Below are 19,055 nucleotides of genomic sequence, written 5' to 3'. Positions count from 1 at the left end.
AAAGCTCTATCTGGCAAGCATCCTGGACCTCTACACGAAGCAAATTGTTGGATGGCAACTTAGCGACCGAATGACAACGAACCTCGTCTTAGATGCACTTAAACAGGCTCAAAGCGTCAAGAAGCCTGGAAAAGATCTGATTCACCATTCCGACCGGGGTTCTCAGTATGCCTCCAAGGAGTACCGCAGTCAGCTAGAAAGCTACGGTATAACGCCAAGTATGAGTCGTAAAGGTAACTGTTATGACAATGCTTGTATTGAGGCATTTCATAGCATTTTGAAGCGCGAGTTCATCTACAGCAACCCAAAATTTAAGACCAAACAAGAAGCCCAACAAAAGCTGTACAGGTATCTTGAGTTCTTTTACAACCGGACAAGGTCGAATAGCACAATTGGTTACATATCCCCCGCCAAATTTGAGCAGCTATACTACCAGCGGGTGGCTTAACTTAGTGACGTCCACTTTCTTGACAGAAGAGCAATTTTCCAGTTATTTCAGTCACTTAGCAAGCAACGCCATCAAAGAAGGCGCAACAGACTGCCGGAATACATTGAGCGGAATTTTGCTCTTTTTGCGTTGGTCATTCGTCAATATGACGACCATCTCCAGACTTGGGATGACATAGATGCACTGGCCGCCAAAGCCATAGGCATAATAGTAGGTGAAAGCATCAGCGCGCGCACCATCATCCAAATCATCCGAGGCATCTGGATAGACATCTGTCCACCAATGCCACCCATAGCTGCCGCGGCGCGGAGCTTCTGCCACAATCGCAGGCGTAGTGGAACGAAGGACGAGCGCTTCGGAGATGAGCTGTTGATCGTGCCATTTCCCCTGCTGCAAATAGAGTTGGCCAAATTTGAGCATATCCATTGGACGAAGGGAAAGGCCGAACCCGCCAGTGTGAATTCCTTGCGGATCTTGCTCCCACGCATAGGTCTCGATGCCCAGGGGGCCAAACAGAAAAAGCTCGGCAAACCGAGCCACCGACATGCCTGCTGCTTCCATTAGAATGGCGGCTAATAATTGAGAGCCGCCAGAATTGTAAGTCATTTTTGTGCCCGGCGTGTGGGACATGGATTGATCTAACACGAATTGGATCCAATTCGGCGTTCTTGTCATCGTAGGGAATGAGTTCTGACCGCCGAACTCTGTCCAATTGAAGCCCGATGTCATCGTTAATAGATGAAGCAACGTAATGTCAGCTTTGCCTGATTGCGGATCCTTCGCAAGCTGCGGGAAAAATTCAGAAGCGGGAGTCGACGGATCTGGCACTATGCCTTGATCCATGGCGATGCAAAGTAGGGAAGATAGCACACTTTTGGTGCAGGAATTGATTTTAGCCGCGGTGTCCGCTAGTTGTGGTTCACGGTAATGCTCAAACAGGAGCTGGCCTCGCCCACTTATTAGACAACTTACGAGATTGGCAGATTCTAGTGCTTTAGATAGATAAGATAAGTGCATGACAACCTTCTTCATTTTTCGACATATTTCATATGTGGGAGGAATTACCCATGCGTACAATATGATGCTTGTGATAAACTAAAACTAAAATCGGATCCGTCTATTTGCATCAAAATACGTCAAAAATAACGAGTATATCAGATTTCACCTCAGATGTAGTGTGTAATCTTTTTCTCATTTCATTCGACATTTTTTTCTGGAAATGACTGTGACGAGGAGCTGCCGTAGAGATGAAAATGTTCAGAAATTTCGTGTTAGGCAGCTTCGTTGTATTCGTCATTTTCATCATCGGCAAGGGATTGAGCTTGTGGGGTGATACAAGCAATACAAGCACGCTACAACGACAGTCCATAAGCCACTATGGTGATGCCATGCAAATGACTGAGAACCGAATTAAACTGCATGATTTTATTGTGAACAAGCTGGGTAGTGAGCACGGCATGTACACGAACCTGCTAGATACAAATCAAATGGGAGCCGCAGCCTCAGGTCATGAGGTGTTAAGCGAATCCGCCGGTCTACTGATGCGTTACTACGCGCTCACGGGTCAGCAAGACAAGTTTGATCACCAATGGCAGCTAGCTAAGCGCACTTTTGATACACCAACTGGCTTTAGCTACCGATACAGCCCGAAACTGAATAAACAACATGCGATGAACGCGACTGTCGATGATTTGCGTATCATTCAAGCGTTAGATGAAGCTTCCCTTGCTTTTGACTCGAACAGTTATAAAAAAGAATCCGAAACGTACGGAAACCGATTCTATCAATACAATGTGGTGAATGGGCAGTTGAGAGACTTCTATGATCCAACGTACAAAATGACGAACTCATTTATTACATTGTGCTATATCGATGCAGCATCATTGGAGCTGGCGCAAGTTTCTCAGAAAAAGAAGGCCGCACTCGAAGCTGACATGCTTCAAATCGCCCAAAATGGCTACGTGTCTGATTCGTTCCCATTGTATCAAACACGTTACGATTTCAACAAGAAAGACTATCAATCTGAAACAATCAACACCGTGGAATCTTTGCTGACGATTCTAAATCTCGCTGAAGTGAATCAGTCAAAGCCGGCCAGTATTCAATATATCAAAGATCACGTCAAAACAGGGACGTTATACGGTCAATATGATATGGCAGGGAAACCTTTAAACGATGTGAGGTCCACCGCGATTTATGCGATTTCCGCCATGATTGGATCGGTGATGAAGGATCAGGAATTATATGCAGATAGTATTCTCAAAATGAACGAATTTCAAATACATGATCCACAGAGCTCACTCAATGGCGGCTTCGGAGACACTGTTTCCGGACAAGCTTATTCGTTTGATAATTTGATGGCTCTGTTAGCGTACATGTACTGATCAGAAAGGAGTGTGATCACATGTGGAACAATCGTGCCGTGCAAATGCTGCTTCGTCATATGTCCCCCGCTGCTTTTGCTGCCTCTGTCGTGTTCCTGATTACCGTGATTGCACTACTTACGCCTCCCTATATTGGGATGGCTGATAATGGCGATTACTTTCGTGTTCTATACAGCAATGGCTTGTATTTTAATGATCCGAACTATAACAACCAGTATCTCGGCCATTTCGTCAAAAATTACGGCATCTATCAATATTACAATGAGAACGGTGCTACGCTATTTTCTTCACAAACCTGGTTTATTAAAGCTGCCCTCGCCCTTAATCTTCTATTTCATGACTCTCACAATTTCGATATTCGGTTTCAAGCGGGTATGTATATTGTTTTATATACGGTAGCTGTTTACTTACTGGTAGAAGCATTCACTTGGAAAATGACGAAGAAACGAGGATATCTCGTTGCACTCCTAGCCATTTTTATTTTAGGTGACACAGGTTATACCGCATATTTCAATTCTTTTTATAGTGAAAGTGTTGTCCTCATCACAACGATTTTCATGGTTGCCGCGGGCATATTGATGTATCGGAAACGGTATAACGATTACGCGATGCTTGCACTATTTGTCCTAAGCGCCATCATCTTGACGATGAGTAAGCAGCAAAATGCTCCTGTGGGCATCATTATTGCTATTTTTGGCGTATTTTTTATCTATATTCGAAAACAGAGGTCCTTTCGCATCATAACGGCAACTATGCTGATAGCTATACTTGGCATTGGTGTTGGGAGCTACGTGCTGATTCCGCAGGAATTCGTCAATATCAATAAATATCATGCCATGTCACGCGGCGTTATTATGGGTGCTGTGAATCCTGAGAAAACGCTCGAGAGCTTTGGCATCGATAAACAGTTTGCCGTGTTAGACGAGACCTTATATTACGATCCCTACTCATCCGTAGCGGTGGACTCCAAGCTTATGCAGGACAAGTTCTACGACAAATACAGCGTTGCGTCTATTTTAATTTATTATTTAGCGCATCCAGACCAAGCGGGTAAGATGCTTAATTTGGCTGCACAAGACGGCTACACCATCAGACCTCATGCATTAGGGAATTACGAGGCGTCGACGGGCAAACCGTTCGGTTCACAAACGATCTTTTTTTCCGGCTATAGTCTGTTAAAAGATAAGCTTGCTCCCAAAACCTTCGGTTTTGTGGTCCTGTGGACATTGATTATTATTGGCTTGTATATGCCATCATTTGTGAAAGCCGTCAGGTTGCAGCAATGGCGGAACGCTGTCAGGCTGCCGATGATTGTGATGATGATTGCGGTCGGACTCTCGGGTATCTTCGTGTCCATCGTTGGCGCCGGGGATGCGGATTTGGCTAAGCATGAATTTTTATTCACGTTAGTGTTCGATCTCGTTTCTTTCCTCACATTTGCTGATTTAGTAGCCAAGCGACTATGGATTCAAGAAGCGGAAAGTGAGCGTGAGCTAAAAACGGTGATAGGAGGCGTTCAACATGCGAAGACAGCGACTGGTGCGATTTAGCCTCTTATTATTGAGTTGCCTCTTGCTGACCGTCTTTTACCCGCGTGCCACCACTGCTGCTGAAACAGAGAAGCCAGCTGTACTGCTCATCTATGATAGCTATGCTATTGGCACGCCGAAAGAGGGGAATATCGAGGCCGTTGGGCGCATGCTAGCCTCTTTAGGCGTAGGAGTCACATTGACTTCCTATGACAGGTATGAAAAAGGCACAATGCATAACTTCGATAAAGTACTATCGATCCGTAATATGGATGATCTGACGCAAATGCCAGAATCGTTAAGTCAGGATATGAATACGTACGATGGGGAATATATGCATATAGGCAATGGGCTTCCAATGAAGCTTCGTCAGGCAATGAACCTCGAAGATGAGCTGGAGGATCAAGATACGCTGCAGCTGACGATTGGGCAGTTTTCCCAAAGCTCTATTCCCGCAAGCGGAGTCTCTTATATCACGAAATTCGCAGGGAAAGCCTATGGGCAATTGACCTCGGAGAAAAGGGCGACAAGCTCGCCCTATGGTGTTCTTCAAGGGAAATATGCGTATATCCCTTACATGGTGAAGGGGAATTTAAGCGAGCAAGCCGCTTCTTACGTATTAAAGGACTGGCTGTCGATTAAGACAGAAAGCCATAATTATGTACTGCTGAAAGAGATCTATCCTTTCTCTGATCTAGACATGTTGAATGAGATGGCGGATCGCTTATATAACGCCGGAATTCCTTTTATCGTGAGTGTACAGCCTGTTCTAAACAATCTGGACTTTCCCGCAACGAAACGATACATGGAAGCACTCAAGCACGTCCAATCGCGAAATGGAAGTCTTGTTGTCCATTCGCCATCGGTGAACTCAACAATTAGCCAAGACATTACCGTGTTAAAATCACAAATGAGCGCCTTTCTCAATTCATTGGCAGGGTATGGCATTGTTCCCATTGGGACTGGTACTGAGCTTTACTGGACGTATGACAAGCATTTCACTGCAAATGGTCTAACGTTTTTTGACTCAGGGATCCTTTTCCCTAATGAGCGCATCATGTATCGATCACAAACCAATACCTCAAGCGTATTTACATCATCCATGTATACGATGAAAGCCGAAGAAGTGAGCAAATACACGACCACCCATAAAATGTTGGATCCTTTGCCAATGAATACCGCGGTCGTCTATCCATTTCCGGAAGATCGCAACGAATTGGAGCAAACCATCGACTCTTTACTAGGAAGTTGGACGACATTCGCGGATTACAAAAATGTAGACCACACGGTTCACACAGGAACGAACGAATTGACTTCGCGAAGCGGGCATCTGCAAATCAATGGACAAGCAATCTTTTTAAACAGCAATATCACGGAAATTGACGCTGACCATGCTTACGTGGAAGAAGTGAAGAGGAGCTTTACAACCTTATTTTCCATTCAAAATAACATCTTTATTGTGCTTATCCTAGGGACACTGTTTATTTTTATGGTATTTCTCATTATTGGTTACCGTATGTACAAACGGAAATTCTTGCATCAGGGGAGATCATTATGACTATTGCAGATGTTTTGATGCTCATTTCTGTCTTTTGTATCTGGTCGCTCCTCTTGGTGAATGTGGTTCTGATTGTTGCAGGCTACTTGTACTATATTCAAATTGAAAACAAACCTGTTCCCCCCCTAGAGGGTGAGTATCCTTTCGTTAGTATTATGGTTCCTGCCCACAATGAAGCGAAAGTCATTACGAAGACAGTCGAATCCCTGCTTGCACTGTCCTATCCGCATGATCGCTATGAGATTATCGTCATTAATGACAACTCCTCAGATAACAGCAGTGTTTTATTGGGGAATCTGCAACAGAAGTATCCGGGCAGGAACCTCATTATTTTGAATACAGACAACATCATAGGTGGAAAAGGGAAGTCCAACGCATTAAATTTGGGTTTTAAGCTGAGTAAGGGTGAACTCATTGCGATTTATGATGCCGACAACACACCAGAGAAAACAGCCTTGCTTTACCTCGTGTCAGAAATTGCCCAGGACTCGTCTCTTGGCGCTGTTATTGGGAAATTTCGGACACGTAATCGAGATGCGAGCTTGTTGACTCGTTTTATTAATATCGAAACGTTGTCTTTTCAATGGATGGCTCAAGCCGGCAGGTGGAAGCTGTTCAAGTTGTGTACGATTCCCGGCACGAATTTCATCGTTCGACGCAGTATTATCGAGCACATGGGCGGCTGGGATGTGAAGGCGATCGCAGAGGATACGGAAATCAGCTTTCGGATCTATTTGATGGGCTACAAGATTAAATTCCAGCCCAAGTCGGTCACCTGGGAACAGGAGCCTCAAACCGTTAAGGTCTGGTTTAAGCAGCGAACCCGCTGGGCGAAGGGAAATATTTACGTCATTTTCAAAAACCTGCCGTTATTGTTTCAACGTTCAGCTAGAACGATTCATTTCGATATTTTATACTACCTCTCAATTTATGTACTGCTGTTAACGTCCTTAGTAATGTCCGATTTACTCCTTGTTCTGCATGCCTTGGGTTATGTTCGAACAACGATTGCCAGCTTTAGCTCCTTCTTATGGGGGTTGGCCATTATTTTATTCATTGTAGGTACGTTTATCACGTTAGTAACTGAAAAGGGGGAAATGAAGCTTTCAAACGTCTGGATCATCATGCTCATGTATGTGTCTTACTGTCAGATGTGGATGGTTGTAGCGGCCTATGGCATGTACGCATATTTGAAAGATTTGGTGTACAAGAGAGAAGCCAAATGGTATAAAACCGAAAGGTACTAGGTAGGAGAGATCATTATGAGGATACGATGGCTGTTGAATACGACCGTTTGTCTGTTTTCCCTGCTTATCGCTTGCAGTTCTTCCGTTTGGGCTGAAGAGCTTGCTGCATCTGGAAATAGACAGTACCAAACGAATTTCACAGATACGTCGTTAATTGGTGGCGTTACCTATACGCAGCAATATTTTCAGGTGGAAAATTATTGGAATGTGGCAAGTGTCGAGGTGCATCTCGATTATGAAATTTCACGACTCCTTCAGAACGAGCGTTCAAGCGTAACGCTAATGATGAATGGACAGCCATTCCATTCTTTTCGTCCTGTTCAGCAAGAAACGAAGCAACAGCAGCTGACTGTCCTCGTTCCTGTGTCGACGATCGTGAAAGGTATCAATTCGTTAACCGTTCAAGGACATTTTGAAACGACGGCGCCTGTGGACGTGATGGCCTGTTTGCCGACCAATACGCGAGATAATTGGCTGCAAATTGCCAAAACCTCCCGAATTTCCGTCAATTACACGAATGCAGCCATTCAAAAGAGTATCCGCGATTTTAATCAACATTTTATCGGGCTGGATACGATCAAAGAGGGTCAGAATGCCATTGCGGTTACGGCAGGTGATAGCAATTTGGCCGTACTTGAGGCTGCAACCTATGCGTTATCTGGATTTGCCAAGGCGAATCCTGTTTCGGATAAAGGAATCCCTATACTTACATACAACGCTGAAAATATCAAAACGAAGCAAGCCATTATTCTCATTTCTTTATATCGTGAGCTTCCTGAAGAGGTGAAGTCGGCCCTACAACCGAATGTTGACCTTGATAATAAGGCTTTGATTCAATTGGTCACCCTTGCAGGACGTTCGACATTGGTGGTCACTTCCTCTGATACGGCGCTGCTGGTCAAAGCAGGACGATTATTAGGCAACCAGTCATTACTTAGCCAATTGGATGCAGATGTTAAGGAAGTGGATCTCACAACGGAGGTAAATACACCGACAGTGAGCGTAAGCCGTAACATGACGTTAACGGAGACCGGAGATAAGATTGTTGGTGACCGGCATCGTGAGAAGGCCTACTTCATTTCCCTTCCTGGCAATCGTTCCATCGCAGACGCAAGCAAGCTCGCCATCAAGTATCGCTATGCCAAAAATCTGGATTTCGATCGTTCGATGGTTACGATTTTGATCAATGATACGCCAATTGGCAGTAAGAGACTTTCCATGGAGCTCGCCGACAACGATCATTTGGATATTGCGATTCCGAAAACGCTCAATATTAGCGGCAACTTTACGGTTAAAGTAGCTTTCGATTTGGAACTCAAAAATGCAGGCTGTATTGAAAACCAGGATCAAATGCCATGGGCGTTCGTGGACAAGGATTCCATGCTGCAGTTGAATACCAAAGATAGAGCGGACATGCTGTTTAACAATTACCCTTATCCGTTTCTAAGAGATGGCAGTTACAATCAAGTGGCTGTTGTATTACCCAAAGAGCATGATACATACGTATATCAAACCATTACGAATATTTTTAATTTATTAGGTCGTTATGCCCAAACGAACACGGGGGAAGTTCTTTTTTATCAAGACAATGTCGCGGCTTCACAGCTGAAAGGGCGAGAAATTATCGCGATCGGCAGCTATCAGAACAACCAAGTCATCCGCAATAACAATGATAAGCTGTATTTTCAATACAATAAGAGCGGGACAGGCTTCGTATCTAATGAAAAAATGAGTATCGAGGCCAATTATGGTATGCGCATTGGAGCGCTCCAATTAATCGATTCGCCTTATGCAAGCGGCTTTGGACTCCTTGCCGTCACGGGGAGCAAATCAGAGTACGCTTATCTCGCTTCTAAGCTCATCGGTTCAGAAGGTACGTTATGGAAAGTATTCGGAGATGCGGCAGTCACGGATGTTGACGGACATATTCAAGCTTTTCGCTTCAAAAAAATAACGACTTCAGAACCATCCACGGTGCTGGACGATGTCATGGAACGCAAAGACGTTCTAGGTTTTATGACCGCGGTGGTACTTGTCGCTTTATTAATTCTTCTCTCACTGATCCTACTGATTCGTAAGTACAGACAGAAGAGGAGGGATCGTCGATGAGACGTATGCAAAGCAGCATGGTTTCGGATGGAGCCTTCATCTTGTTCATTGTTGTTTGTTTCGTCTGTATCGTATTTACGGCGGGCAACCCGAATCTCTATATTCAAAATATTATCTTCTTGAACCTCGCGCTATTAATTGCGATCGTGACTTATTTTACGAATGTGACGACGGGATTAATATTGAACATTCTTTTCATCTTTGGTTACGGTACATTCACGCTCTACCAAACGGTCGTTGTCGGTGGAGTGATTGGCAGCCAAAATTATTTCTGGCTCATCATGACTCCTCTATTCACAATCTCATCTTGGCTGCTAACCTATGGGAATCGCCAGCTTCAGATGGAGAATGAACAACTGCAGAAGGCCAACAAGTCTCTCGCAACCGTAGATGCCAAAACGAGCTTGAAAAATACGTTCTCGTTTCAATCTGATGCGACCATCTTCATGGCGCTGTCTGTTCGTTATCATATTCCTTTAACGCTCATGGTTTTCAGCGTGAAGTATTGGGATGAAATCCGACGTATTATTGGCGAGGAGCAGCTGATGGAAGCTGTGCTGGACCTCTCTCGGATGAGCCAGACCAGCATTCGGACGAACGATTCCCTTTATTTGCTGAATAAGGAAAATCCGATGTGGGGGATGCTGCTGTTCACAGACCGGCCGGGGGCATCTATCGTCATCGATCGATTGCGAAATGCTGTTGAAGAACGAAACAGAGATGAGTATCGGGAGAAGTTTCGGGTTGAGCTTGTTTTGAAAATGGGTGCTATTGAATACGATGCAAAGCAGGTTCCGAATCCATTGGAATTTATTACGCTCGCGAAAAAGCAGCTGGAATTTGATGTTTAATCGTTGACACAACTAGACGCACGAACTGTGGAGTAAACAGTTTAGTGCGTTTTTTTCAATTTGTTGAAGAAGGGAATAATTCTACCGCCTAGGAAATACAATTCAGAATTGATAGTTTTAAGACAAGTGGGGGAGGGATTGCTGTCATTCATATTGTGAAAATTAAGTTGTCTTGTGTTTCTTTAAGTAGGAAATTTTAGGTAATATATTGAAAATAGTATGTATGAGAACGGTTTCATTTGAAAAAAGAAAGTTGTTGATTTTTACTAGGCATTGTTATAAATTATAATTATTATTAATTAAAAATTATTTTAATTTGATGGGAGAGATATCGAAATGGATTCAACGGTTTCTTCTAGTTCCGGAAAATGCCCATTCAATCACGGAAGTATTGCTAGTCACGGCAGCGCTACTAGTCACAAATCTAGTGGAACGTCTAATAGAGATTGGTGGCCAAATCAGTTAAGCGTGAACATTCTTCATCAACATGACCGAAAATCGAACCCGCTAGGCGAAGATTTTGATTATGCCGAGGAATTCAAAAAGCTGGATTACGCGGCGCTTAAACAGGATTTGCGCGAGCTCATGACGGACAGTCAGGATTGGTGGCCGGCTGATTACGGACACTATGGTCCATTTTTCATACGTATGGCTTGGCACTCCGCGGGTACATATCGTACAGGTGACGGTCGCGGTGGAGCTGGAACGGGGACACAGCGTTTTGCTCCGCTGAATAGCTGGCCAGACAACGGTAACCTTGATAAAGCTCGTCGACTACTGTGGCCGATTAAGCAAAAGTATGGCAACAAGATTTCTTGGGCCGACTTGTTCATTCTGACAGGTAATGTCGCGATCGAATCGATGGGTGGCAAGACTTTTGGTTTTGGTGGAGGTCGTGCGGATGTTTGGCATCCAGAAGAAGATATCTACTGGGGAAATGAAAAAGACTGGCTGGGGGATAAGCGTTATTCAGGCGATCGTCAGCTTGAGAATCCACTTGCTGCTGTTCAAATGGGACTTATCTATGTGAATCCAGAAGGTCCAAACGGCAATCCAGATCCGCTTTCAAGCGGTCGAGATATCCGCGAAACGTTCAAACGGATGGGTATGAACGATGAAGAGACCGTTGCGCTCGTTGCAGGTGGACATACCTTCGGTAAGGCACATGGTGCAGGAGATGCTGCACTAGTTGGTGTAGAGCCGGAAGGTGCTACTGTTGAAGCGCAAGGCTTAGGTTGGATAAGCACGCATGGCTCCGGCAAAGGCCGTGACACGATCACGAGCGGAATTGAAGGTGCATGGACGGCGAATCCGACACAATGGGATAATGGATTTTTTGAAGTGCTGTTTGGATACGAATGGGAGCTTACGAAGAGCCCGGCAGGTGCCAATCAGTGGGCACCAATAGCTCCTGCTGAGGAGCATCTTGCACCAGACGCGGAAGATTCATCAATTCGTGTGAAGACGATTATGACCACTGCGGATATGGCTTTGCGTGTGGATCCGATTTACGAGAAGATTTCTCGCCGTTTCTATGAGAATCCAGACGAGTTTGCTGATGCATTTGCTCGTGCTTGGTTCAAACTCACACACCGTGATATGGGTCCTCTTGCCAGATATCTTGGCCCAGAAGTACCTTCAGAAGTTCTAATTTGGCAAGATGCCGTGCCAGCCGTTGACTATACGTTAACAGATGAGCAAGTAGAAGATATCAAGTCGAAAATTTTGAATTCCGGCCTTACAGTGAGTGAGTTAGTCACAACAGCATGGGCGTCAGCTAGCACGTTCCGTGGCACGGATATGCGTGGCGGGGCGAACGGTGCCCGCATCCAGCTTTCTCCACAGAACAATTGGGATGTGAACCAACCGCTGCAGCTTACTAAAGTGCTTACCATCTTAGAAGGCATCCAAGAAGATCTGGATACGAACATCAGCATTGCAGATTTAATCGTTCTTGGCGGCAGCGCTGCAGTTGAAAAAGCTGCACGAGATGCAGGTTTCGATGTAACGGTTCCTTTCACAGCAGGACGTGGCGATGCAACGCAAGAGCAAACGGATGAAGAAAGCTTTGCCGTGCTGGAGCCAGTTGCGGATGGTTTCCGTAACTATCAAAAGAAACAATATAGCGTAAGCGCAGCAGAACTTCTTATTGATAAAGCGCACTTGCTGGGACTGACTGCGCCGGAAATGACGGCACTTGTTGGCGGTATGCGTGTGCTAGGTACGAACTACGGCGGCACGAAACACGGTGTGTTCACGGATCGTGTTGGCCAACTAAGCAACGACTTCTTTGTTAATTTGCTCGATATGGGCGTGCAGTGGAGACCAGTAGACGGAATCGTTTATGAGGGACGTGACCGCAAGACTGGTAAAGTCGTGCGTACAGCAACGACAGTTGACCTTGTATTTGGTTCCAACTCAGTATTGCGTGCTATTGCAGAGGTATATGCTCAAGACGATAACAATGAGAAGTTCGTGAAGGACTTTGTTGCGGCATGGGTCAAAGTGATGAACGCGGATCGGTACGATCTTAAGTAATTGAAAAGCAAAAGCGTAAGCTGAATCATTAAAGCAAAAAGCAGTATTGTGGTTACATACTGCTTTTTGCTTTTGTTCTATTCATTTTGATGAAAATTTAAAAATAAGAAAGGGAACATGATGAATAAGGAAACTGTACTAGACAAAATGAAAAGGGAAGGGCTGCGCATTACTCCCCAGCGCGTTCATATCGTCGAACTCCTATTCGAATTGTCCCATCCGACGGCAGAGCAAATTTATACTATCCTGACAGAGAAGTTTCCTTATGTCAGCCCTGCTACTGTCTATAACACACTCAAAATACTGAAGGAAATTGACGTTGTCAGAGAACTCCCTAATGGCGACAAATCCAGTCATTATGAAATGGCTGAAACAGAGCACTGGCACTTTAACTGTAAGGTTTGTGGTGGGAAATTCGATGTGGAAGCGAATAAGAGCGAAGCGCTGATGGCTCTCGGAACGGATGATCGTTCGTTTCAGGTTGATAGTTGTCGGGTCGAATTTTATGGGGTTTGTGTGAGGTGCGGTGGTTGAGTTGACGCGAGCACTTTACGCATTTTTTTATCCCGAGAGGTGAAAACCACAAAAATCTCTCATCAAGTGACTGATAATAATTATCATTATTGGTTAAACTAGATGTACAGACGTAAAAAGAGGCCCTGCAGGCCTCTTTCAAACACATAATCGATTTGCACCTAGTGCCAATTCTGAACTACGCCTTGGATTCGAATGTTTGACAATCTGTTTCCTCGGAATTGCGCGCTTGATTTTTCCCGTGGTGACTCACGATAGAAATCGAGCTTGCGTTGCATTTATCGCCAGTTGCCCAGAATTTGCAGGAATTAACTTCACACATTACATCTTTTGCCATGTCCTTTTCACCTCCCCTACTTCATAGGGTTGGCGAAAGGGACCTCTTTTTATACATAGCGCTCAAAATACATAGTGAAACGGAACGTAGATCCCTTATTTGGTCAAAAGAGAGCATTTTCGCACAGTTGAGGAACGTCAGTTCGTTATTTCACCCCAAATAGGGCTGAAATGCCTAAAATCGAAAGAATAGCGGTACCACGTTCCCGTTCTACCGCATAATCGCCATTTTTTCGAAAATAGCGGCCTGTAGTTCCCTTAGATAACATAACTGCTCTAGGCACAAGTGTAACCCCGTCATGAATATACTTGAAGTAGCACACTAAGGACTTCAAGGACATCAAGGGGATGAAGAAATGGCACCAAAAAATGAGCTTCAAACCTGTGTCAGATGCAAATACGTTGCCGAAAAAGAAGACAGGTACTGTATACGCTGCGGGGCACCGCTGAAGAACAAATGCACGAAAGAGAAATCCCTGATGCACAAGGGTTGTTATAAGGTCAACAAAGCGGATGCCAAGTATTGCGCGGATTGCGGGACGGAGACGACTTTCAGCCAGTGGGGTTTTCTATAAACAGGCGTCCGTCAACGTCAGCAAAACAAAAACGGTGAGACAAGGAACCCAATCCATGTTTCACCGTTTTTTCGTTTTTGTTTCACCGTTTTTATAGGTTTATTTGTTCTGCAGCACAGTCTGCCACAAATCAGTGGAATCATAGCCTAATCGCCAAGCTGCAACGCCTGCGATGTCATACTTTTTGGCGAGTTCCATACGAGCTGTGACGGTAGATTGATTTTCCACCCAAAGCACATAAGTGAAGCCATTCTCTTTGTACTCGAGTTTATATTGACCAAACTCTTTATCCCACGTTTGCGTTGTCGATTTGGAAGCCATTAAAGCTGGAATATCCTTCATCAACACGGTGCGGTTACCGACTAGAGCGCCCTTCGCATCCAGCTGCCATTCGCGAACATAATAAGGGATGCCTAGAATAATTTTGTCCCGTGGAATGCCATACGAAAGGAACTCTTGAATGCCCCCGTCAGCCCACGGAATACCTGCAACTGAGCCAGGCGACGTGCTTCCGCGCCAGTACTGATCATACGCCATAATAACGACGTAATCGACGATCGCCCCAAGCTTTTCATGATCAAAAGCAGAAAGATGATTCCATTTCACGCTGCCCCGCGGCAAGTCAATGGAAATCGTTAATCCTTTCGCATGCGCGGAGGCTGTTAATTTTGACATAAATGCTGTAAATGCATTGCGATCTGAACCAGCTAAGCTTTCAAAATCCACGTTGATCCCTGGAACTCCGAGTTGAACGGAGCGGCCCACCAAAGCTGCAATAAACTTGTCTTGAGCAGTACTATCTGCCAGAAATTGTGTTGTTAAGGATGCGCTGAACTGATTGCTAACGAGGGGATACACGGTGTATCCGTTTTTTTGCAGCCATTTGACGGTGTCCGCATTCGACGTATCTTTAAGATTGCCCGAAGCATCGGCCAACTCAAAGTAGGAAGGGGAATCCACATCCAGACCGATTGTGTTCGCAACATGCGCTTTAATCGTTTCCGCGCCAGAGCTTCCGTTCCAGCCCCACACTTGCAGCTTCTTAAAATTATCCCATAGGATGCGACGCTCTAAAGTTACGATGGACGCATTGCTGTATTGTCTGCCATAAGATAATGCTTCTGGTAAAGTTTTAAACTCGCCAATTAGGTTGGCGCTTTGAAACACTTGATAGGATGCGTAGTTGTTCCAAATTTTACGGCCTTCCCGGTAAATGGAACTATGGCCCCATAACTTGGCATAGTTGATCGCGTCATCGATGGAGGTGAACTCTTGGAGCAACGTGTCATTTTGATAAACTTTATAAGTTTTAAAATTGCTGTAGACCGTCTTCTTGGAGTTGATATTGACGACGCTGGAGTTCCCCCATTTGAGCGCTTCGTTAATGGCGTCTTCTAAGGAAGCAAATGCCCAGTTCGGCGATGTGAATGTACCTTGATACACATTGTATTGCACACTGCCAGCTCGGATTGCTGCTTTCTCCGCTTGCGGGATGTTATCCCAAACCCAACCATTCGAGTTCAAATCGATAATGTGGGCGCCGCCCCATTTTTTAGCTTCGGCGATGGCATCTGGCAAACTCGTAAACTTCCAAGAATCTAGTGTAATTTCATTTTGATAGAGTTGGTAACGGGCATAATTGTTCCACACCCAGCCGGTGGATTGCAAATCACGCACACTCGCGTTCGTCCACTTTTTAGCTTCGGCGATGGCCTCATTCAGCGTAGCGAATTGCCACTCTGGCAATGTAACATCCTGTTGATACACTTGATATCGCGGGAGGTTGCTCCACACCCAAGTACGCGTCCCGATTTCTTCGACGTGGCTGTTCGAGAACCATTTCGCATATGCTGCAGCTTGTGCATAGGTTGCAAATTCCATGAGAACTTGATTGTACTGATAGACACGGTAATTCGTCGTTTTATCTGTGGTTGTTCCAGTACTTGCTGCGAAAGCAGGTGAAGGCACAGTCATAGAGAGAAGTAATGTGCCCGTGAGTAACCATTTGCCGATTTTCATTCATTCCGCCTCTTTCTAGTAAGCTACTCTATTGGACGTATAAAATGGTAGATTGGTTGCGGTTTCTCCTTGTGGAAGTTCATGGATAAAGCGTGAAGTTGGACGATGCCCTAACTTTTTAGTAACATGAGAGAGAATGGTTTACCGTGATGAACTTAAGGTGAGGGGAAGTAAAATGACGCAATATCCAGAGGCATACACCGATTATTTATGTTATTTTCACGGAGAGCGGGATTATTTCGAATGTCATGAGGTTATGGAAGAATATTGGAAGGAAAATCCCCGAGATCCTGCAAGACAAACTTATGTTGGGCTTATTCAAGTTGCAGTCGGGATGTACCACAGTCGAAGAGGGAACTATGCAGGGGCTGTGAAAATGCTGAAGAGCGCAGCGAAAAACCTGCAAGCTGAGGATGTACGCACATTGGGGTTGGACGATGCCCAGCTGCAACTCCGAATTGAGCAAGCTTGGCAGGCGATTGGACGGGATGACTATCAATTTCAGGATATGAATTTACCTATTTCTGATCCGGAGCTGCTGGACCTTTGCATTGAATTATGTGCGGACAGAGGATGGAGCTGGCAAGCGCCGAGTCGGATGGCAGATGAGATGATTGTTCATAAACATACGCGTAGAGACAGGTCAGAGGTTATTGAAGAGAGAGCTCGCCAACAAATCATGCGAAAGGAATCAGGTGGCAAGGAATGAGTTCAGAAGGGAAAATTCTAGTCGTTGAAGATGAACCGAATATTTCTGAGGTTGTCAGGCTTTATTTGGAGCATGCAAAGTTTGAAGCGATTCAGTTGTATCGCGGCGGAGATGTCCTCAAAACAATCATGAGCGAGCGGCCTAATTTAGTGCTGCTTGACATTATGCTTCCTGATGTTTCGGGTTACGAGCTGTGTGAGCAAATTCGTAAGATGGATGCACCATATCATCACACCCCGATTATTTTCCTTACGGCAAAAGGTGAGTCGCTGGACAAGCTTCGAGGCTTTAATTTGGGTGTTGACGATTACTTGGTGAAGCCGTTCGATCCGAATGAGCTTATCGCCCGTATTAAAGCTGTGCTTCGCAGAACCTTGCAAGTACCAGCAGATACGTCTGTGCCGCAAAGCTCGCCACGCAAATGGTTAGAAATTGGCAACATCATGATCGATTTAGAGCAATATCGCGTAACGGTTGGAGGCAATCGGATTGAGTTGACCCCGAAGGAAATCGAGCTGTTATTTTTCTTAATGAGTAATCCTGGTCGTGTCTTTACGCGCGAGGATCTGCTTGGGTATGTGTGGAATTTTGATTTTTCGGGAGGAACCCGAACGGTGGATGCTCATGTGAAAAACCTGCGGAAGAAGCTAGGTCAGCATGAGACCTGGAATATTCAAACCCTCTGGGGCATCGGGTATTCGTTCGAGGTCGTGCAGCATGTTTAAGCGATGGATGACGGGGAGATACAACAGCCTATATATTAAAATTTTTCTCTCCTTTCTCGCGACTTGTGTGCTTTTTTTTATCGGTTTATTCATTTTTTGGAATTATTATTTCACAGACCTTTTCTATAAAGATAAAATCGAGCTTTTGGAAAAACGGAATACCGAAGTGATCCGATTGTTAAATTCTGTTCAGGACAGCACGATTTCCATTCGTGAAATGAAATATACGGTTCGTATTCTCGCTCGAAGCATAAATGGTCAAGTATGGGTCGTAGACGAGAACGGGGGGATCACCAACGGTTCATCGGACAGTGAGGGTAAAGCGATCCCGAAGCAGATGGATGCCCTCTTTATTGATGGTTTGCATGGTCATTCAGGCCATTCCATCATTAACTTGGACAGCCAGGAGGGGACTCACAATACATTTGTGTACTATTCTGCCTTTCAAATGAACGATCAACCGATGGTCATCATTCTGCATTTCCCTGCAGGTGATATACGAGAGGTCGTATCTGCCGTGCGGTTGAATATTATGCTGCCGCTTCTATTTTCACTCATTGCAGTAGGTGTAATCTTGTTCATTCTCTCCCGTAAACTTGCGGGGCCATTGCAGCAGATGAATCGAGCCGCCATAGAGCTGGCGCATGGAGATTTCACGACGAGGGTTCCCGTCTCTTCCCAGGATGACGTTGGACAGCTTGCCAAAAGCTTTAACTTCATGGTAGATAAGCTGGAGGAGTGGGAGGAAACGAGGCAGGAATTTCTCGCCAATGTCTCACATGAACTAAGATCGCCGCTTACAACGCTGCGTGGATTCATCGTAGCGATGAATGATCGGATTATCCCGCAGGAGAAGTTTCCGCACTATTTGCATATTTGTGATCAAGAGGTGCAGCGTTTGCAGCGGTTAGTCGCTGATCTCTTGGATCTTGCCCAAATTCAAAATGGTGTAGATGTTTTCCGATTACGACCTGTTGATATGGTTGATTTAGTGGAAGACTCGCTTGAGCTTCTGAAGCCTGCCATTGCAGAGAAGCACATTGCGTTACACCTGATCCTGCCAGAAGATAATGGGGGTGGCTGCCAGGTGCAGCTTGATCCCGATCGCTTCGCGCAAATCATCCGTAATTTAATGTATAACTCCATCAAATTCACCCCTGAGGGCGGATCGCTTACCGTAGCTGTGGAAGAACATGTGAAGGAGGTCCATCTGTATATTCGCGATACAGGAAGCGGGATGAGCGATGCAGAATTATCAAGGATTTGGGAACGGTTCTACAAAGCTGATGAAGCGAGAACGTCTAACTCGGACGGTGTTACGGGAACAGGACTAGGCCTTACGATCGTCAAGCATTTGGTCACGGGTATGCATGGAACCATTACGGCACGCTCGCGAATTGGGGAAGGAACCGAGTTTCGGATCGTTTTTCAAAGGAAACTTTAAAATGTTCACAATATTGTCACATTTTATTCATACTTCATACATATTTTTC

The 19,055-nt window shown here is 45.1% G+C and carries 16 protein-coding genes; 13 read left to right on the top strand and 3 right to left on the bottom strand.

Translation table 11 applies throughout. The features are described from left to right. Nucleotides 1-448: IS3 family transposase (locus tag AC58UX_RS17330; RefSeq protein ID WP_497254852.1), on the top strand; the 448-nt coding region annotated here is incomplete at its 5' end. 51 nt (nucleotides 449-499) lie between these two features. On the opposite strand, the gene AC58UX_RS17325 is transcribed toward AC58UX_RS17330, so the two are convergent. Next, on the bottom strand, nucleotides 500-1,465 hold the full coding sequence (locus tag AC58UX_RS17325; RefSeq protein WP_497254850.1) for a serine hydrolase domain-containing protein: 966 nt from the start codon (nucleotides 1,463-1,465) through the stop codon (nucleotides 500-502). 230 nt (nucleotides 1,466-1,695) lie between these two features. Here AC58UX_RS17325 and AC58UX_RS17320 point away from each other — a divergent pair, with 230 nt between their 5' ends. From AC58UX_RS17320 to AC58UX_RS17285, 8 genes are all read left to right on the top strand, one after another. Continuing rightward, nucleotides 1,696-2,832 (top strand): hypothetical protein, encoded by a 1,137-nt coding sequence (locus AC58UX_RS17320; RefSeq protein WP_497254848.1) that lies wholly within the window; start codon nucleotides 1,696-1,698, stop codon nucleotides 2,830-2,832. Nucleotides 2,833-2,852: 20 nt separating this feature from the next. Next, nucleotides 2,853-4,382 (top strand): glycan biosynthesis hexose transferase WsfD, encoded by a 1,530-nt coding sequence (gene wsfD / locus AC58UX_RS17315; RefSeq protein WP_497254846.1) that lies wholly within the window; start codon nucleotides 2,853-2,855, stop codon nucleotides 4,380-4,382. Then, a complete protein-coding gene (locus tag AC58UX_RS17310) occupies nucleotides 4,354-5,919 on the top strand; it encodes a hypothetical protein (protein ID WP_497254844.1) in 1,566 nt (521 codons plus the stop codon). Before wsfD ends, AC58UX_RS17310 begins: the two co-directional genes overlap by 29 nt. After that, complete coding sequence (locus tag AC58UX_RS17305) at nucleotides 5,916-7,166, top strand: glycosyltransferase family 2 protein (RefSeq protein ID WP_497254842.1); 1,251 nt, start codon at nucleotides 5,916-5,918, stop codon at nucleotides 7,164-7,166. The genes AC58UX_RS17310 and AC58UX_RS17305 overlap by 4 nt, the downstream gene beginning before the upstream one ends. Before the next feature lie 15 nt (nucleotides 7,167-7,181). After that, nucleotides 7,182-9,275 (top strand): cellulose biosynthesis cyclic di-GMP-binding regulatory protein BcsB, encoded by a 2,094-nt coding sequence (locus AC58UX_RS17300; RefSeq protein WP_497254840.1) that lies wholly within the window; start codon nucleotides 7,182-7,184, stop codon nucleotides 9,273-9,275. Next, a complete protein-coding gene (locus tag AC58UX_RS17295; protein WP_497254838.1) occupies nucleotides 9,272-10,126 on the top strand; it encodes a diguanylate cyclase domain-containing protein in 855 nt (284 codons plus the stop codon). The genes AC58UX_RS17300 and AC58UX_RS17295 overlap by 4 nt, the downstream gene beginning before the upstream one ends. Nucleotides 10,127-10,462: 336 nt before the next feature. Further along, the gene (gene katG, locus AC58UX_RS17290; protein ID WP_497254836.1) at nucleotides 10,463-12,664 is read left to right on the top strand and encodes a catalase/peroxidase HPI; all 2,202 of its coding nucleotides are present in this window, start codon (nucleotides 10,463-10,465) and stop codon (nucleotides 12,662-12,664) included. A gap of 147 nt (nucleotides 12,665-12,811) precedes the next feature. Then, a complete protein-coding gene (locus tag AC58UX_RS17285; RefSeq protein ID WP_497254834.1) occupies nucleotides 12,812-13,198 on the top strand; it encodes a Fur family transcriptional regulator in 387 nt (128 codons plus the stop codon). A 178-nt stretch (nucleotides 13,199-13,376) separates the two neighbouring features. Here AC58UX_RS17285 and AC58UX_RS17280 read toward each other — a convergent pair whose 3' ends face one another. Beyond that, nucleotides 13,377-13,535: a DUF1540 domain-containing protein gene (locus tag AC58UX_RS17280; protein WP_497254832.1), complete on the bottom strand. Its 159-nt coding sequence runs from the start codon at nucleotides 13,533-13,535 to the stop codon at nucleotides 13,377-13,379. Nucleotides 13,536-13,890: 355 nt separating this feature from the next. Here AC58UX_RS17280 and AC58UX_RS17275 point away from each other — a divergent pair, with 355 nt between their 5' ends. Beyond that, nucleotides 13,891-14,109: a hypothetical protein gene (locus AC58UX_RS17275; protein ID WP_497254830.1), complete on the top strand. Its 219-nt coding sequence runs from the start codon at nucleotides 13,891-13,893 to the stop codon at nucleotides 14,107-14,109. 99 nt (nucleotides 14,110-14,208) lie between these two features. Here AC58UX_RS17275 and AC58UX_RS17270 read toward each other — a convergent pair whose 3' ends face one another. Then, on the bottom strand, nucleotides 14,209-16,128 hold the full coding sequence (locus AC58UX_RS17270; protein WP_497254828.1) for a glycosyl hydrolase family 18 protein: 1,920 nt from the start codon (nucleotides 16,126-16,128) through the stop codon (nucleotides 14,209-14,211). A gap of 175 nt (nucleotides 16,129-16,303) precedes the next feature. Between AC58UX_RS17270 and AC58UX_RS17265 the strand changes: the two genes are divergently transcribed. The 3 genes from AC58UX_RS17265 to AC58UX_RS17255 are packed head-to-tail and all read left to right on the top strand — an operon-like array spanning nucleotide 16,304 to nucleotide 19,006. Then, nucleotides 16,304-16,837: a DUF309 domain-containing protein gene (locus AC58UX_RS17265; protein WP_497254826.1), complete on the top strand. Its 534-nt coding sequence runs from the start codon at nucleotides 16,304-16,306 to the stop codon at nucleotides 16,835-16,837. After that, nucleotides 16,834-17,562, top strand: a complete 729-nt coding sequence (locus AC58UX_RS17260) for a response regulator transcription factor (RefSeq protein WP_497254824.1) — start codon at nucleotides 16,834-16,836, stop codon at nucleotides 17,560-17,562. The genes AC58UX_RS17265 and AC58UX_RS17260 overlap by 4 nt, the downstream gene beginning before the upstream one ends. Continuing rightward, a complete protein-coding gene (locus AC58UX_RS17255; protein ID WP_497254822.1) occupies nucleotides 17,555-19,006 on the top strand; it encodes a sensor histidine kinase in 1,452 nt (483 codons plus the stop codon). The genes AC58UX_RS17260 and AC58UX_RS17255 overlap by 8 nt, the downstream gene beginning before the upstream one ends. The last annotated feature ends 49 nt before the right edge of the window (nucleotides 19,007-19,055 follow it).

This window comes from Paenibacillus sp. J22P90, from assembly GCF_059692195.1.
This window is presented reverse-complemented; position numbering and strand designations above follow the sequence as displayed.

Bases quoted from the DNA above. Each gene is read 5' to 3' on its own strand.
- AC58UX_RS17325 (WP_497254850.1), bottom strand. From the start codon at position 1,465: ATGCACTTATCTTATCTATCTAAAGCACTAGAATCTGCCAATCTCGTA.
- AC58UX_RS17320 (WP_497254848.1), top strand. From the start codon at position 1,696: ATGAAAATGTTCAGAAATTTCGTGTTAGGCAGCTTCGTTGTATTCGTC.
- wsfD (WP_497254846.1), top strand. From the start codon at position 2,853: ATGTGGAACAATCGTGCCGTGCAAATGCTGCTTCGTCATATGTCCCCC.
- AC58UX_RS17310 (WP_497254844.1), top strand. From the start codon at position 4,354: ATGCGAAGACAGCGACTGGTGCGATTTAGCCTCTTATTATTGAGTTGC.
- AC58UX_RS17305 (WP_497254842.1), top strand. From the start codon at position 5,916: ATGACTATTGCAGATGTTTTGATGCTCATTTCTGTCTTTTGTATCTGG.
- AC58UX_RS17300 (WP_497254840.1), top strand. From the start codon at position 7,182: ATGAGGATACGATGGCTGTTGAATACGACCGTTTGTCTGTTTTCCCTG.
- AC58UX_RS17295 (WP_497254838.1), top strand. From the start codon at position 9,272: ATGAGACGTATGCAAAGCAGCATGGTTTCGGATGGAGCCTTCATCTTG.
- katG (WP_497254836.1), top strand. From the start codon at position 10,463: ATGGATTCAACGGTTTCTTCTAGTTCCGGAAAATGCCCATTCAATCAC.
- AC58UX_RS17285 (WP_497254834.1), top strand. From the start codon at position 12,812: ATGAAAAGGGAAGGGCTGCGCATTACTCCCCAGCGCGTTCATATCGTC.
- AC58UX_RS17280 (WP_497254832.1), bottom strand. From the start codon at position 13,535: ATGGCAAAAGATGTAATGTGTGAAGTTAATTCCTGCAAATTCTGGGCA.
- AC58UX_RS17275 (WP_497254830.1), top strand. From the start codon at position 13,891: ATGGCACCAAAAAATGAGCTTCAAACCTGTGTCAGATGCAAATACGTT.
- AC58UX_RS17270 (WP_497254828.1), bottom strand. From the start codon at position 16,128: ATGAAAATCGGCAAATGGTTACTCACGGGCACATTACTTCTCTCTATG.
- AC58UX_RS17265 (WP_497254826.1), top strand. From the start codon at position 16,304: ATGACGCAATATCCAGAGGCATACACCGATTATTTATGTTATTTTCAC.
- AC58UX_RS17260 (WP_497254824.1), top strand. From the start codon at position 16,834: ATGAGTTCAGAAGGGAAAATTCTAGTCGTTGAAGATGAACCGAATATT.
- AC58UX_RS17255 (WP_497254822.1), top strand. From the start codon at position 17,555: ATGTTTAAGCGATGGATGACGGGGAGATACAACAGCCTATATATTAAA.